Annotated in this window: 16 protein-coding genes; 7 read left to right on the forward strand and 9 right to left on the reverse strand. The window is 51.7% G+C overall.

Features of this window, described 5'->3' with window-relative positions; all coding sequences use genetic code 11:
- Nucleotides 1-858: 858 nt before the first annotated feature.
- The 8 genes from DL239_RS19805 to DL239_RS19840 all read right to left on the reverse strand — a co-directional run bounded on the left by DL239_RS19805 (nucleotide 859) and on the right by DL239_RS19840 (nucleotide 8,013).
- Nucleotides 859-1,230, reverse strand: a complete 372-nt coding sequence (locus DL239_RS19805; RefSeq protein ID WP_206188557.1) for a DUF2237 family protein — start codon at nucleotides 1,228-1,230, stop codon at nucleotides 859-861.
- A gap of 654 nt (nucleotides 1,231-1,884) precedes the next feature.
- Nucleotides 1,885-2,655, reverse strand: a complete 771-nt coding sequence (locus tag DL239_RS19810; protein WP_167685830.1) for a helix-turn-helix domain-containing protein — start codon at nucleotides 2,653-2,655, stop codon at nucleotides 1,885-1,887.
- Entirely contained in the window at nucleotides 2,652-2,867 is a 216-nt protein-coding gene (locus DL239_RS19815; protein WP_167685831.1) for a helix-turn-helix transcriptional regulator, read from the reverse strand. The genes DL239_RS19810 and DL239_RS19815 overlap by 4 nt, the downstream gene beginning before the upstream one ends.
- Before the next feature lie 99 nt (nucleotides 2,868-2,966).
- A complete protein-coding gene (locus DL239_RS19820; protein ID WP_167685832.1) occupies nucleotides 2,967-3,947 on the reverse strand; it encodes a hypothetical protein in 981 nt (326 codons plus the stop codon).
- 721 nt (nucleotides 3,948-4,668) lie between these two features.
- Nucleotides 4,669-5,160, reverse strand: coding sequence for a peptide-methionine (S)-S-oxide reductase (locus DL239_RS19825; RefSeq protein ID WP_167685833.1), 492 nt, complete (start codon nucleotides 5,158-5,160; stop codon nucleotides 4,669-4,671).
- A 179-nt stretch (nucleotides 5,161-5,339) separates the two neighbouring features.
- Nucleotides 5,340-6,686 (reverse strand): dihydrolipoyl dehydrogenase family protein, encoded by a 1,347-nt coding sequence (locus tag DL239_RS19830; RefSeq protein WP_167685834.1) that lies wholly within the window; start codon nucleotides 6,684-6,686, stop codon nucleotides 5,340-5,342.
- A gap of 127 nt (nucleotides 6,687-6,813) precedes the next feature.
- Nucleotides 6,814-7,404 (reverse strand): cytochrome P460 family protein, encoded by a 591-nt coding sequence (locus DL239_RS19835; protein WP_167685835.1) that lies wholly within the window; start codon nucleotides 7,402-7,404, stop codon nucleotides 6,814-6,816.
- Nucleotides 7,405-7,530: 126 nt separating this feature from the next.
- Nucleotides 7,531-8,013 (reverse strand): DUF417 family protein, encoded by a 483-nt coding sequence (locus DL239_RS19840; RefSeq protein WP_167685836.1) that lies wholly within the window; start codon nucleotides 8,011-8,013, stop codon nucleotides 7,531-7,533.
- A gap of 195 nt (nucleotides 8,014-8,208) precedes the next feature.
- Between DL239_RS19840 and DL239_RS19845 the strand changes: the two genes are divergently transcribed.
- Nucleotides 8,209-8,784: a TetR/AcrR family transcriptional regulator gene (locus DL239_RS19845; protein WP_167685837.1), complete on the forward strand. Its 576-nt coding sequence runs from the start codon at nucleotides 8,209-8,211 to the stop codon at nucleotides 8,782-8,784.
- 327 nt (nucleotides 8,785-9,111) lie between these two features.
- On the opposite strand, the gene DL239_RS19850 is transcribed toward DL239_RS19845, so the two are convergent.
- Nucleotides 9,112-10,125 carry an IS110 family RNA-guided transposase gene (locus DL239_RS19850; protein WP_167685838.1) on the reverse strand — a complete coding sequence of 338 codons (1,014 nt, stop codon included), beginning with the start codon at nucleotides 10,123-10,125 and terminating at the stop codon, nucleotides 9,112-9,114.
- 503 nt (nucleotides 10,126-10,628) lie between these two features.
- Between DL239_RS19850 and DL239_RS19855 the strand changes: the two genes are divergently transcribed.
- From DL239_RS19855 to DL239_RS19880, 6 genes are all read left to right on the forward strand, one after another.
- Entirely contained in the window at nucleotides 10,629-11,120 is a 492-nt protein-coding gene (locus tag DL239_RS19855; protein ID WP_167685839.1) for an acyloxyacyl hydrolase, read from the forward strand.
- 165 nt (nucleotides 11,121-11,285) lie between these two features.
- The gene (locus tag DL239_RS19860; RefSeq protein ID WP_167685840.1) at nucleotides 11,286-12,296 is read left to right on the forward strand and encodes an AraC family transcriptional regulator; all 1,011 of its coding nucleotides are present in this window, start codon (nucleotides 11,286-11,288) and stop codon (nucleotides 12,294-12,296) included.
- Nucleotides 12,297-12,497: 201 nt separating this feature from the next.
- The gene (locus DL239_RS19865; RefSeq protein WP_167685841.1) at nucleotides 12,498-12,695 is read left to right on the forward strand and encodes a hypothetical protein; all 198 of its coding nucleotides are present in this window, start codon (nucleotides 12,498-12,500) and stop codon (nucleotides 12,693-12,695) included.
- Between the two features lie 208 nt (nucleotides 12,696-12,903).
- Nucleotides 12,904-13,770, forward strand: coding sequence for a cysteine hydrolase family protein (locus DL239_RS19870; protein WP_206188555.1), 867 nt, complete (start codon nucleotides 12,904-12,906; stop codon nucleotides 13,768-13,770).
- A 33-nt stretch (nucleotides 13,771-13,803) separates the two neighbouring features.
- Nucleotides 13,804-14,385 carry a YHS domain-containing (seleno)protein gene (locus DL239_RS19875; RefSeq protein ID WP_240932082.1) on the forward strand — a complete coding sequence of 194 codons (582 nt, stop codon included), beginning with the start codon at nucleotides 13,804-13,806 and terminating at the stop codon, nucleotides 14,383-14,385.
- A gap of 101 nt (nucleotides 14,386-14,486) precedes the next feature.
- Nucleotides 14,487-15,056 (forward strand): carboxymuconolactone decarboxylase family protein, encoded by a 570-nt coding sequence (locus DL239_RS19880; RefSeq protein ID WP_167685842.1) that lies wholly within the window; start codon nucleotides 14,487-14,489, stop codon nucleotides 15,054-15,056.
- The last annotated feature ends 528 nt before the right edge of the window (nucleotides 15,057-15,584 follow it).

Consider the following 15,584-nt stretch of genomic DNA (forward strand, 5'->3'; position numbering starts at 1 on the left):
ATGGCTTCGTCAGGATGATGACTCCAGTGGAGAAGTTCTTTCCAAATCAAACAAGCATTTAGTTTGCTGGATGGCAATGTCCGCCCCTGACCCCTGCGATTTCCCCATTCTCAGACATACAAATAGTCAGATCCAATAAACTGAAATTTGACGGACCGCCCCGAACCTGTCCCTTTTGCCGGGTACACGTTGAGCGCTACCCCTACGTGAAATACGGCCGCTAAGGTCCAACTCTCCGGATTGATAGCGGTGTGTCGTTGTCGACCGCGGTCCTCGCGGGGTAAGACCGTTTTCTAGCCCTAATTTCCTAGCCTTCGATCAATCTAATAAGCTCTCGCCCCGCTCTGTACTCAAATCAACCGTCGCTACAGTCACTGGAGGTTCTAAAAGACGAAAGTTAAGCCTGAGAGATTGGCCACTAGAGGGAAAGATAAGTAGCCCGGAAAGTTCTTTCTGAGGTTCTTGCACGCGCATGTGGGCAAGGTATGTCGAGAGTTGATATAGATGAGCCGAGCGGACTTTTGTTCGTCATACCAAGAATGTGAAGGTTCTCCTGTGGGTTTGTTTCTGCTGCAATCATTCCATTTGCAGGGGTTGCCTGAACCAGGCTGGGGAGTCGTCTCGGATTAGGGGGATCGTAGAAATGAAAAAAACAGCTCTCAGGCTTTGGCATCGGTTTCGTCACTGGTTTCGTGTGAACTTCCGCAACGCCTGCTCCGACCCTGAGTGTGATGGATATATGCAGATGTATGATGGCCGCCCCGAGCGTGATTGGTGTTCCTCATGCAAGCGGCAAGAACGGCGGGTTGCGCGTGGTGGGTAGTTTTTTGAATATGGGCCAGAGGTAAGCCGCCAACCTCAGTTGATATCTACGGCTTTCCTCTTGAGGACCCCTAGCGGAACAGTCTCAAGGGTGTTCTTATGGGTGCTTTCAAGAACGATATGCGGCGCTGCATCTTCTTGATGTGCTTGCAGCCATCGATCCACGCACAGACACCACCGATCTCCCTCTTTCAATCCGGCGAAATGGAATTCTGGTCGAGGCGTTGAAAGGTCGTTTCCTATATACTTTGAAAAGGCCAAGAACTCTTTGGTCATTATGCAGCAAACAGTGTGCTTCCCCGTATCGGCACCCCCGGTATTACAGCAGCCATCGCGAAAAAATCCTGTTACCGGAGATGTAGAGCAGGGTTTAAGTTCTTCGCCCAAGACATTTAAGCTTGGATCCATCTTCAACTGTTTATCGCTCATTAATCATGTCCTCGATTATATTCCTCTGATTAGCACATACGACAACGAAGCAGGAGAGGGTGTTAGTAACGGTCAACAGGCTCGCCACATCCATTGATCCAGTGCATTGCCTAGTAGGCGTCGGGATGCTCGATGGGGCAGGTGGCCATCCGCAATTTCGAAAAGACGGGACGATGCATCAGGGATTGAGGTGCTGCCCGCAATCAGTCCGCTATTCTTTACCCGGAACAGTTCAACAGATGACCCGTTTCAGCGGTATGGGCTGATGGTTATACACAGAGCTTCGGATATTCCCAGCCACGGTAGGCAGCGGGTCTATTGCGTTAAGGCAGGGCACAAGTTGTGCCAATCTCTCGCCGGTCGGTGCAAATTTGCAGGCTTTTCGGCCGGTCTCCACGACATGGGAGGTGCTGATCCGTGCGATTAACAAGAAGAATTTGCCTCTCCGTGACTATCTTGCAGCATCCGTCGCCTCCCCAAATCGCATCAGCTTGCTGAACTATGCCTAACAACAACTGCTTGACCAGCGCTTTAGAAACATCAGTTCTCCGCTGACGCGCAGCGATGTAACAACAACAACCCTAACCTCACCACTCATCGAACTTAAAACACTTGGCGGGCATGGGGTGTGAATTACCCGCATGCGGGAGGGGCCCGGGAAGGACCCAAACCGCTTTCAGACTTTGCTGCTGACAGTCGATCCTGCTCCACCCTGTACCGATCAAGCATCTTCCCAGCGGCCTGGTTGAAAGAGATGCTGCCACTGCGCAATTTCCCAAAGACCGTTTCCATCTCAGCTGCTGGAAGTGTCAACAACCCTTCGTAGCCATAGCCTTCCCGCTCGAACACTTTCGCTATCCTTTGTTCAAACTCCCCAAGGCTGAACTCGATTGTCACCCGGCGATCAGTGTTGCCGCAAGATGCCGACTTATCCACTCTCGTTTTCTCGGCATTTCCCTTTTTCTTTATAGTTTCTTTTATAGTTTCGGGTGCAGCCGGTTGCAGGTTGGAGCGGCAATTGGTTGCATAGGGAGCGGCAACAGACTGCAGGCTTGCAGGCGCGCCGCGCTGTACGTTTTGCTTCACGAAGTCTCGATGCAAATCCAACTCGGCCACAGAGAAGATCATGAACTGATTTCGAGACCGCCGATTGACCCGGTACCGCTTCAATGCCCCGCGGGTTTCCAGTTCTTTGAAGGCGCCCCGCACACTACGTTCGCACATACCGGTTTCTTCAACGATGCGAATGACCGACGGGTCGCAACGGCCTGTTTTCGTGTTCTGGCGATCCAGCAGCCTTGAAAGCACAATAATAGCTGAGCGCGTCAAAGCTGGCTTCTGGCGTACCCAATACTGATGGGTTAGCCATTTCTGCATCAGGTCCAATGGCTGGCGCTTGGTCATGATCCTGCACCTTGACCTGCAGTGGCCGCCACCGCACATTGTTCGATCCATTGGCGAATGTCACCAACGCGGTAGCGCACTGACCGGCCAATCTTGATCATGCACGGGCCATCTTTGCGCTGCGCTGCAATCTCCAGATACCGCTTTGAGATCCCAAAGATTTCTTCTACATCTGCCCGGGATAGGAGCCTGTCTGTTTCATACTGCTTCATGGTGCCACCTCGTGTTGCTTTGACTGTCACCAAAGCTCGTGGAGAACACCTCTTGGGAATAGGCAGGGGAGACACGATAACCCCCTTTGGTTCGATTGTTTATCCCTCATTATCAAAGTGGTACTTCTTTTTCATGCCAGGCGAACCACCCTTTCTCCATCCGTCAATCTGGGCCTCTTTCCAGATCTCTTTCTGTAATTCGGTACCCCTTATCTCAAACCGCTTTAACAACTGAAGGAAAACATCTTCCTTGGTGGCCTTTTTGCCGGTGGGCAGGACCTGCTGATAGAGACCGTTCAGCCATCTAAGAGCCTCTGTTTTCTTCCGACGTTCTTCCTTTCCTCGCGGGCCAAGATTGGCGTAGAGCCAGCTTTCCGGCAGGTCACAAGTCAGAACAAATCGAAGCGGATCACTTTTCCTCGGAACACTGGTGACCGCGCGCCAGTCGTCCGGAAGCATTAACTGGCCACCGAGAGATGTTTCTTTGATCGCCAGCACCCGGCCTTCAGCCAAAGCCCTGAGGCAGAGTTGTGAGATCCTGCCTCTGATCCTCTCAAGCTCGAGAAAAAAGGCTGCCCATTCCCGGCCTAGGTCCGCGTAGTCATAAGTAGTGCCTCTGGGATCCAAATATTCGATGCGCATGTTCTTTCGAAGATACACCCAACCTTTCTCCGCGAGTTCATCTTCACCCAGCTTATGACCGAGCGTCTGTACGCTCGTGCGTTTACTCATCCAATCCCAAAAAACCTGCAAATGTGCCCAAGCATTGTCCAGAAAAAAGTCGCCACAAGGCAGGTGCCGCAAGATTGCCTGACTGAGCGCATCTGTAGTTTCCAGCCAAGTTACCGGGTTATTGTCCACGATTGATTTGAGGCGATGACCGTCAAAAGCGGCTTTTTCAAAACGCGTTAGCAGGTCAACGCGTAGGTATTGGGGGCCAATGGGATCCAAATCTTCCATGGAGGCTGCGATGGCTTTAATCAAACCGAGTGGAGGCACCATTGGATTTGGGGGGCATGGGTAGACATCGTTCAGCATTACGACGGTTTTGTCCTGGTCACCTGTGAGGTTTTTCGGCAATGAAAACTATCCTTTTCAATCTGCGCTTGTTCTGCGCCCAGACGTTCTGCAATGACGAGAACCTGCGATCAACAAACAAAATTATTGGTAATAGGGTATCGATCGTTCGAGAAACAGATTTTGATGTTAGAAAGTCAGAGTTTGGGCTCAGAAGGCTCCGAAAGCTGCCTCAATGAAGTGACCTAGCAGTTAGCTTTCCATCGAAGCAATTTCTCAAACTTCTTCCGTCACCGGGGCTCTGCGATACAGAAAACCAGATCAAGTGTGGGCGTGGTAGGGGAGGGTGGGCGTGCGGAACGACATATCGGATTTACTTGGCTCCATTGGCCGAGGAGATGTCTGGCGCGATCGGCCGCAGGACGTGATTGCCGTTCTTGACTGTGATGGAAGAGGTGAGTGCTCCGAATGCTACACCACGCACATTTCGCCATTAAGGGGGAGGGCCTGACCTTCGCTGCGGTCAGTTCCAACGGCGGCAATGCGCAGGAAACGGACTTTGCAAAGTCTTAGAAGGAAGGGCAGCCGAAAGGTCTGGAGTGACCCATCGCGTTCACGGACTATCGCTTAGTAGGCCGGAGGTGACCCTTAGCTACGAACCCAATGAGTGGTCAAGTTGCAGCAGAGGACGTCCTCATCACAACTTTTATCGTCAGGGTATACGCAGGCCTCAAGCTGCATACTTATGCATTAATCCGCCCATTTTCTGAAAGTTAGATCAGGCTCATGCTTTCATTATCCGGCTGAACTGTGTTTGCAGCTTTGCCATCTTCGAGTCGATGTAAGTCCGGCAAAATGGCCGTTCAGGGTCTGTAGCATAGTAGTTGTGGAACCTGGTTTCCGAGAATTTGAACCCATGGTGAGGGAGCACGCGTGTAACAAATTCGTTGTCTGTTGCGGCGCTGATCCTATCGAGTTCTGTTGTGACCATCGCACTTTGTTCGGGTGAGATTGTGTAGATTGCGCTTCGGTATTTGTCGCGCATACTGTGCCTGGACGTGCTGGCATGGGTCGCCAGATGCACGGTTAGCAGGTCAGATAGGGAGATTTCTTCCGGACTAAAGTCGACCTCCACTGCCTCTGACCAGCTGTCATCCGGCGAAGTTGAGCGGATAAAACCTTGCCGTACGTTACGCACGCCGGACAATGCCTGGAAAACTGCTTCGGTACACCAATGGCAGCCGCCGCCAAAACTGATTTTTTCAAGAGAGTTCATTATATATTGCTCTGCCTTCTACGGTTTGACAGCACCACCCCAAGACTGGGGAAGTGCCATGTTTTAGCGCTTCGAAAAGCACTTTAGTTAATCCTAGCACTCGGGGTCGGCGTCCCAGAAAAACTAGCGCCAAAAATTTTAGGTTCGAAGTAACCGGTAAGCCTCACCGCCCATTGTCCCTAAAAGAGGTTCTTTGCGTCGGACGAGAATGTCGGAAAGGCAAAGTGGCTGGCTTGGAATTCTGCGGCGGTTATTTTGTGCTGCATGGCCATCGCAAAAAGATGGATTAGATCCTCCCCTTGGTGACCAACCATATGAGCGCCCAGGAACTGATCAGTTTCGTTATCAATCAGCACTTTCGCCCAGGCGGCGGATTCAGCGTATGATTTGCCCGAGAACCATCCGGTCATATCGTTCTTGGAGACTCTGAAATCTATGCCTTTACTGTGCGCCTCGGCCTCGGTCAGGCCAACGGTGCTGATTGCTGGAACGGTGTAAACGCAGCTTGGCAGGCCTGAGAAATCAGCGCTCTGGCCAGATCCGGATACGATGGCCTTGCCGATCAGGCGTCCCTCGTGTGTGGCGACGGGGGATAGTTGCGGCGTATTGACCAACGCATCACCAGCGACCCAGATCGAAGGGTTGGACACTGATCGCATTATTTCATCAACCTTGATCGCAATGCCATCATGTTCGATGCCCGCAACGTCGAGGTTCAGACCATCGGTGTTGGCAATTCGGCCCGCTCCGTTTACGATACGATCGACAGCTACGACATGATCCTGATCGTTGATTGAGTATTTCACGCTCAGGGTCTCGCCGTCCTTGGTGATCTCTTCGACTTTGACGCCCGTATGGATAACAATGCCCAGGCGTTCGCTTTCAGCCTTGATGACATTCACCGTATCGACATCCATACGGGGCAGCAGCTGCGGCATAGCCTCCAGTATGGTCACTTTGGTGCCTGCGCGCGCATATACATGGCTGAACTCCATGGCGATAACGCCGCCTCCGATGAATACAACCTCCTTCGGCTGGTTTTCATCCGACAATACCTCGTCCGAGGTGATCATGTATTCCGCGCCGGGAATTGGCAATTGACGCGGGCGAGACCCTGTGGCGATTACGATGCTGTCGGCCGTCAGTTCCTGCCCGTTAACCTCAACCGAATTGGGGCCGGTAAAGGCACCACGGCCGCGAAACACGGTGCCTCGTTTAGCTGCCAGATCCCCCATGGCGTCTGGAATGAAATCGATCATGGCTTTCTCTCGGCGGATCAAAGCCGACCAGTCCAGCTTTGGTTTTCCCACCTCGATGCAATGGGCGTTTGCAGTTTCGATTTCGTGCAACGCATGTGCTGCCGCCACCAATACCTTCTTTGGTGTGCAACCTCGGTTTGGGCAGGTCCCGCCAAAATCGCGTTCTTCGATGAAGGCAATCGACTTGCCTGCGTCATGAGCAACAGCAGAGACGCCAAACCCTGCGTTGCCGCCACCGATGATAATGATGTCGAATTTCTGTGTCATTTGGTTTGCCTCTTATCTTTGATCGATCTTGAGTTAGCACGATATTTGACGAGTATTTTTCAGGAGAAGTGGGCACGTCACCTAGTAAGATGCACCCGCATTTACCGCTTATGCTAGCGTTGGCGGCCTAGTTCAGAAGCCTATAGAAACGGGTAAACACCATATCGCGGTCGGCGTTATCGATATGGCATTGGGCACAGGCACTGGTCGGTGCCGCGGCTGCCGTTTCGGCATATGGCGGGGCATGGTGGCCAAAGTTGAAGTAGCCCCAGTTCTGGCTTTCGGCAAAACGACTGGAATCCTTTACCGCAATGTCTATGCCATTGTAGGCGCCCGGAAAGTAGCCTCGGCCGGAAACCTCGTAGCGAGATCCGTCGTCCTCTTGAGGTTCCGCTACCAACTGGAGTTCCTTTAGCAGGATCGTACCTTCTGCAAACTCACCAGTCTCCTCGTAGATCGCAAAGGCTTCCGGCTGGATGTAGACGTTGTGGAATTCAGGAAACCCTGCTTCACCGTCATTTAGGCCATTGGGGGTCAGAGGCGAGCCTAGGTAAACCCATTTGCGATAGCCCCCGGGTAGAACCAGTTGACCGTCTTCGGTCCATTTCGGCTGCCAACCGGCCTTGTCCTGAGCAACTGCCGGGGGCGACATCATCCCGGCCGCTAGAACAATAGCGCTGAGCATAGCAGCAAATCCGTATCTAAGTTTATTTGTCATGTCATGTTACTCCGTAATTGAGCCGATAATTGGATGCGATGTCCGGGCAGCATCCTTGTACTGGTGATAAGGGGCTGCCCAGAATGCGCGACGTTTCGGATGGTTCGCGTTAGTAGATCCGCGAAATTACTCTTGTGCTGCCAGGGCATTGCCCAAGGCAAAGAGCGACGCGAACAGCAACACAGCGTCCTTCAGAATGAACTGTCCAGGGACCACTGAAATTGCCAGGGGGCCGGATTCTGGAATGAAGACGCCGGGTGTCGAGAAGAAGAAGCTCAGCGTGACAAGGAAGGTCATTACTGCACCGATGCCACCAAACACCGCAAGCTTCGGAGCAAAGAACCGGGCTGCCAGCAGGCCGGCAATGGTCAGTTCAGCAAGCCCAAACAGAATGGAAACGGCTTGTTCCGACAGCCCAGCATAGAGCCAGCCGAGGAAGGGTGAGTTTTCAATAAGCCCGCGGATTGCCCCAGCTTCATAGGCGGTGAATTTCATGCCACCAAACCACAGGAACACCAGTATCAGTGACGCGAAGAGGCCTTTGGTGGCCAGTTCTTGAATTTTAATGCCGTGATCTGCTTTGAGCGGGAAGTCGGTTGCAATGGTCATGTTACGTTTTCTCCGAATGCGGTCTTCATCCCCAATAGGCGAAGGAATGTGAATGCATGCATCAGCTACAAGATTGAAATTGGATGCACCCTCAGGCTCTTGCCTGCCGGTGAAAACTGATTTAGGCATTTCGGACCGCTCGGTCAATAATAATAATGGACTGATCGGTAACATACATGAGAGGAGCTGAAACAAATGGCTAGGCCAAAGGAATTTAACCCGGATGTCGCCTTACGTGCCCTGCAGAAAACCTTCTGGGAAAAGGGGTACCACGGCACTTCGATGCAGGATTTGGAAAGTGCCACGGGTCTAAAAAAGCAATCGCTCTACCGGGAATTCGGGAACAAGGACGCCATGTATGAGCAGTCTTTGGCTCTTTACCGCGACCAAGACATTGTCAAACTGGCAACGTTGTTTCTCCAGGCCACAACGGCACGAGACAGGTTTCGCGACATGTTTGACGCGATACTTGCACCTGTTCGAGACGGGGATCGCTTGGGTTGCTTCATCTGCAACGCTGCAATTGATCATGCGGGTGAGGATCACGCCACCATGCAAACAGTATGTGTGGGCATCCAAGATACCACTGCATTATTTGATAAAGCGCTGACGGCCTCGGCGGTTTACAACAAAAACGTCAGCTTACGCCGCGAAACAGCAATATCGCTTACAGCTGGGTATTTCGGGCTTCGCGTCATGGTACGTGGTGGAATCCCCCCAGAGGAATTGCAGGTAACCGCGGATATTCTTGTACAGAGCATTGAGAGGTAGGTTCACGGACAACTTTCTGCCTGGATGGTAGCGAGAAATTTGGGTTGGCTTCTTCTCTAAGTGCCAAATGCCAATGTTCGCTTCGGGCTTATTCTGTTCTCTAATCTGTCAAGCATTTATCCGAGCGCTGTCGCTGTCTGAGGTTGCCTTCGTTCTCTTCGAGCTCCTTGGCTCATGATGGGGTTGGCTGGAAGTAGGTCGGCAAGGTTGAAACCGCAATCTGGCTGAAGCCGCTGCTACAGAATACACGCCGTGTCCTACGCCCTCCCTCGGGCATCGTTCCCTCCGGGAACTGGTGTTAGGTATCCTCGGTTCGCGCTTTGGCTCTCAGGTCGCTTTGAAGTCGGTTTGGTCGCGCAAAATGGCGTGAAGAATGATTGCCAGCCGCCGGGCTAAAGCCACGCGCGCCTTTCGCATCGTAGACCGGGCGGCGATTGCCAGCGCCCATGATTTCAGCTTGAGCGGCGCTGCATATCTGGTCAGCATAACATTGGCGGCTTCGTACACGAGCGTCCGAACTTTCACATCGCCTCGTTTCGAGATGCTGCCGGTATAGTTAATCTCACCTGATTGATGCCGTTGTGGCACCAGCCTGAGAAACGCCCCTACATCACGTGACTTCCCGAACCGTCGCGGATCATCAATTGCTGCGGCAAAGGCTAATGCCGTAATTGGACCGACACATGGAACCGTCATCAGGCGCTGGCAGACTTTGGATTTGCGGGTCATCTTCTTGATGTCGCCATCAATCGCCGCAACGGCCGCCAGTATGGCTTCGCGTGCTGCGAACAGCCCACACAACGCGGCATGGAGGCTGGGCACACCGTCACTCACTGCCAAGGCTGCGTCTTTGAATGCTGGCGACAATGCGCGTGGCAGCCGCACCCCAAATACGACGACCAGCCCTCGGATCTGATTGTCGATTGTGACACGCTGTCCGACCAGCCTTTTCCTTGCAGCAATGAGCGAGCGGACGGCATGTGCGGACAGCGATTTGACATGTGTTGGTTTATAGAATCCAGTCCGCGCCAAATGTGCCAACCCGCGGGCATCATTGCGATCTGTTTTGTGCCCTGCCAACGACTTCAAAGCCTGATAGGCCTGTCTGCTTTCAATGCATTGAACAGAAATGCCAAGTTCAACGAGGCCGTGAAAGAGCATCGGGGCCATTCGTCCGGTCTCAAACACCACACCTTTGCACTCCGGCCCACCGGCAGGAAAAACGCTGATCGCCTTTGGGGGCGTGACAGTCTTTCCTTCCCGGATCAAAGCCCCTTCGCGACCCAAAACGCATATGTGTGTCTCTTCCATCGAGACATCCAATCCCGCAAAATATTCCATCTCTTAGCTCCTCAAAATGACGTATGATCCCAACCTTACCGTGGCTTCAAACGGTGGGATGATGATTACGCCATGTTGAAAAACTCGCGATTTTCGCGGCACGCCATCAACAAAGTCGGTAATTGACCTCACCGAAAAGCAGAAGCAATAATTAAACGGCGTTCAACAAACAGTAGATTACCATTTCAAGTTCAATTTACGGTTTACCCCAGCATAAACCATAAATGAGGTTCAGAACGTTTCAGAGGAAACATGAATCTCATTTCTTGTCTAAAACGGTTGTTTCTTGAAGTTGAAGTTACGTATTTGGCGCACTCAAGCCAATACTCACCATTCATGAATGAAGCTGCTGCGACAAAGTTGGCAGACAGGGCCGATCCCTTGGCAGGCTGAGCCAATACCGGCCGTTGCCACCTGAATTATCCCAAGATTATCCATCTCGGCTTCGTGGAACAAATGTTCAGCCGAAGAGCGTAATCTACTAATTCAAGGGCAACAGATTCATGAAGGAAATTCTTACGCTTGTGCTATTTCTGGTGTTCATTTCACCAGCAAACTCGCAGGAATGGGTGCTTGGTTCCGGTTTCGCTGACTTTTCAAGCAACCGAGCCAAAGACACCTCGATCATATCTGGAGAGTATCACACTGCCCCTTTCTACAGCCAAAAAAAACTAAAAGTTGGCTGGGGAGGCTCAATTTCAGTTTTCGGCACGGGTGATGCGCATCTCGGGGCCGGTTTGGTGGGAGTAGTTGAGCTGGGGAACCGCTGGTTTGCTGAAACCAGTGTGATGCCCGGTATTTATACCCACAAGAAAACTGAAAACGATTTAGGTTCTGCTTTTGAAATACGCAGTCTCTTTTCCGTTGGCAGGCGTTTCAAAAATGGTGGCGCAATTTCAGTGGCGCTAACGCATAAATCCAATGCATCGACAGCCGCGGTTAACCCTGGAGTTAATGCGCTGCTGTTGCGCTGGCATCTACCTGTCAGGTGGTAACTTCAAGTTGTTTTTATTATGGTGAAATCCGCCAAGGGTAGTTTATTACTGTAACTATCTGTAAATAAAAAGACATTTATATGTCTCCCATGTGAGGGAGATACCTAGTAACATATTTATTACTCGTGTAGTCTTATTCGACATTTTTAATGTGTGATATTGTATATGCCAAGTGTGACCAGTGCATTCGCCCGCGCAATGGCCAAAGCGGCCGGGATGACGCTAACAGATGACGGTGCGCTGCTTTCTGATGGCAGCGTCGTATTTCGCGTATCAAGCGAAGTCGATGGTCAAATAGTGGATACAGACTATTTTGATCTAATCGATTGGATCCGAGAAACTCAGCCTGATGAAGTTGCGCTCGTCGAAGCTTATGCATCGTCAATTCAAACGGATGATCTTGGCGTCCTTGGGCTAGCAATTAGAACCGCCCCAACATTGCGAGCATCGCTTCAACGTGTAGAGCGATATTTTCGCCTTATTACGGATACAGCGGTTTACCAACTCGATGAACATGAAAACCGTGCTTTTTGGGTTTTCCAAGGACAGACCCAGCATCGGGCGGCACTTGAGCTTCGCAATGAATGTGCTCTTGCCGGATTTGCCCGTAATATGCATCGTTTTGTAGGGCCGGGCCTTGTTCTCGAATATGTATCGTTTCGCCATTCTTGCCGGTGTGAGACTGAAAGATATTCAGAGCATTTTGGCTGTCCCGTCAAATTCGATGCAGATCGGGATGCAATCGCTGTGAAGCCAGAAATGCTAGACTTGGCGAACCTTCTCAGTGACAAAGCGGTTTCGGAATATTTGACCGGGCATCTCGAAGCTGAAATTAAATCAATCAATCAATCGCCCTCATTTAGCGACACACTTTTGCATAACCTGACTCCGATGCTCAGTAATGGCGTGCCTCAGGCTGCTGAAATCGCCCGCGACATGGGAATGAGCGAACGCACCCTTTATCGCCGCTTGGCAGAGGAAGGGCTAACTTTTCGCGACGTGCTTGCGAAGGCTCAGTTATCTCTTGCACAGGGTTTGCTCAGAGATGACACTGTTTCAATTGCCGAGATTGCTTTTCTGACCGGCTTTTCGGAGCAGAGCACGTTCTCGCGTGCGTTCAAACGGTGGGTTGGTAAGGCCCCAGCTCAGTTCAGGCAGCAATTCTCAGCGGTTTGATCCGTACATTTTCTCTCTATGGCAGGTTTGGTTAAGATCGTGGCAGAATTGGCCAATACTGGCTTCCTGTAACTGACGTAATGTCTTCTCAAGATCACCGGAGAGCACGGGCAGTGAGAGACAATGAAACGCGCTGCCAGAACCTCTCTCCTAAAGAGAAAGGCGTTTGCCATGAGTAAGGGCAGCACAACGACCCGAGTAATGTCTATCAATCATGACGGCGTTACTCCTTGGAAGACACCCCAAACAGGTCTGTACGATACAACCGGATTGGCGGGCATGCTGATTGCTGCCGTTGCTGCTGCACTGGCTGTTGGCGCGCTATCACTGCTGATTATCATGCCAGGCGGATCGTTCATCCCCTTGGGCTCCAACACGGCCTTGGCCCTCATGACATAACTACGCACTTCTCCAACGGACATCGGTCTTAATCAGGCGTTTGTCTTAAAGGAGCCGCACACGCCCCAAATCACTGTTTCCTACAGTCCAATTGCGCCCGGCGCAGGTGGGGTGGCGGAGGCATGCCTCGACCATAGGCCATTACCAAATCACCCCGGCGGTATGACTTCAAATCATGTCGCTACCACTCAAGCGAAGGAACTATACTATGAATGACCACGATCATAACCACGAGAACGGCTGCGGCTGCGATGTTACGCCCGAGCGGGTCGATATGGCGCGCCGCCGCCTGATGACACGTGCCGCCGGTGCAGCTGCCGCAGGTGCGGCTGCCGTAACAGGTGGGGCCGCAATCGCCGCAACCGATGAGGCTCGCGCCTATTACGCAGATCCCAAATCTCCTGGCCTGCCACAGATCGACATGGATATTGACCTAGCTCGGACAGCACTCGTTGTCACTGATCCCCAGATCGACTTTTTGTCCGAAGATGGCGTGACTTGGGGTGTGGTTGGCGAAAGCGTGACCGAACAAGGTACCGTGGACAACATCGAGCGTCTTTTTGTTGCTGCAAAAGCTGCGGGCATGCCAGTGTTCATCTCCCCTCACTACTACTACCCACATGACCACAAGTGGAATTTTGAAGGCACACTGGAAGCGACCATGCATTCCATTGGCATGTTTGATCGTCTTGGGCCTCTCAACGTCGACAATTTCGAGGGTTCTGGTGCTGACTGGATGCCGCAATACAAGAAGTACATCGAGGATGGCGAAACCATCGTCTGTTCCCCGCACAAGGTCTATAGCCCTGCTCAAAATGACCTGAACCTCCAGTTGCGCAAACGCGGCATCGATAAGGTCATCCTTGCAGGCATGTCTGCAAACCTTTGCACACAGGCTCATCTCTATGACCTGCTGGAACTGGGGTACGAAGTTGCCGTGGTGCGTGATGCAACCGCCGGTGCGAAAGTGCCCGAAGGGGATGGTTACCTCGCTGCGCTGATCAATTTCCGCATGGTCGCAAACGGTCTCTGGTGGACAGATGAGGCCGTTGATCGGATCGCGAAGTCAGCCTGATAAAGGGTATTTTTCAAGCCAAAGAAAACTTCCTTGAAGCCAACAACCTACCAGCAGCACGGCGGTGTTTTTGTTGCCAGAAATGGCTTTGCGTTGCCGTGCCCTCAACAACCAATGAAAGAGAAAATCATGAACAATTTATCGTTTCTTAACGCTTCAGCCGTCGCATTAACCCTTGCTCTAGCTTCCCCAGCTTTCGCCGCGGATGAGTACAACGTCTCGAATGGTCTCAGCCTCAGTGGAAACCCTCTTGGGATGCATGGCGTTGACCCAGTTTCGATGTTCCAAGCTGTCGCTCCAGTTGCAGGCGACGCGGCCTATACATCTAGCCATGACGGCGTGGACTACTACTTTGGCACGACCGAAGCTCAGAAGAGTTTCGATGCCGATCCAGAGAACTTCCTTCCCCAGTTCGGCGGCTTTTGTGCCTTTGGCGTATTTGTTGGCAAAAAGCTCGACGGTGATGTTCGTTATGCCGACATCGCAGACGGGAAACTGTACCTTTTCGTAAATGCCGCGATTTTTGCAAAATACCTAGAAGATAAAGATGCGGTGATCGAGGGTGCAAACGCCAAGTGGCCAGAGATCGTGCATTCGCCAGTGAGCGACCTCTGATTTATCGACTGAGTAAGCTGCGGCGGCTCTCAAGCTTAGAAAGCCGTTGCGCACTACTTTTGTCTTTTACCAAGGCTCGAAATTTCAAAACGGATGCGAATATGACCACTTTCACCACTCACACTTTGGACTCGGCGCCAGCCGCAGCTAAGCCAATTCTTCAAAACGCTCTCAAGGCCTATGGTTTTGTGCCAAATCTCTATGCCACTATGGCTGAGGCGCCGACTATACTAGAAGCTTACACAACCCTCACAGGAGTTTTTGGGAAATCCGAACTCTCAGAAACCGAACGCCAAATCATTCTGATGACGAATAATCGCCTAAACGGCTGCGAATACTGCATGGCAGCTCACACCACTCTTTCTCAAATGGGAGGCGTTAAAGATGACGTGATCAATGCACTACGAAACAATACACCTATTGCTAACAGTAAATTGGAAGCGTTACGCCAATTTACCATTGCACTAAACAAGAGCCGCGGTTGGCTTTCCAACACGCAAATTGAAGCGTTTCTGGCGGCGGGCTATACGCAACAAACAATCTTGGAAGCAATTCTTGGCACCGCTCTCAAGACGTTGTCGAACTACACCAACCACATCGCCGAAACAGACCTGGATGTTGCTTTTGTGGCTAATACTTGGACAGCTCCAACTCCTCAAGCAGCTGAGTAGTCATACGAAAGGGCCTCGTCTCGACTCGCGCTCCTAGTGAACTCTGACGATGCAACTAAACCGTCAGCCGAGAACATTTCTTAGCTGACGGTTATGCAAAGCTCGAAACAGCCGCTGATGTTTATAGTACATTCTGGTTTCGGGGCGTTCATTTGATTTTAAAGAAATAGAGCTGTTTGTAGTCATAGCTGGGTCTCCTGCGAATAGCAGAGAGGGTCTGCAATCTGCCCTTTGCGCCCCATAGGCACGTCATGCTGCATCCGGCACGAATGTTGTAGAAGGGCTGACAGCATGCGTAATTGGGCCCCTGTGTTTTGAGGTCGAGCTCCCGCTAAAATCACAAGATGGCTTGTGAGCAAGGGAGATAGAATATGGAATATTTTGCCGGATTAGACGTATCGCTACGATCCTGTGCGCTGTGCATTGTCGATAGTGTGCGTCGGCAGAGTTTTTGGGTCCAAAGGCGGCCTAAACTAAGTGAGAGTTTGGCTCATCTGGTTGGTTTGATTATGCGGCGCGTTGCCTGTG

Origin of the sequence: Parasedimentitalea denitrificans, from assembly GCF_011813015.1 — a bacterium.
Lineage (GTDB): Bacteria > Pseudomonadota > Alphaproteobacteria > Rhodobacterales > Rhodobacteraceae > Parasedimentitalea > Parasedimentitalea denitrificans.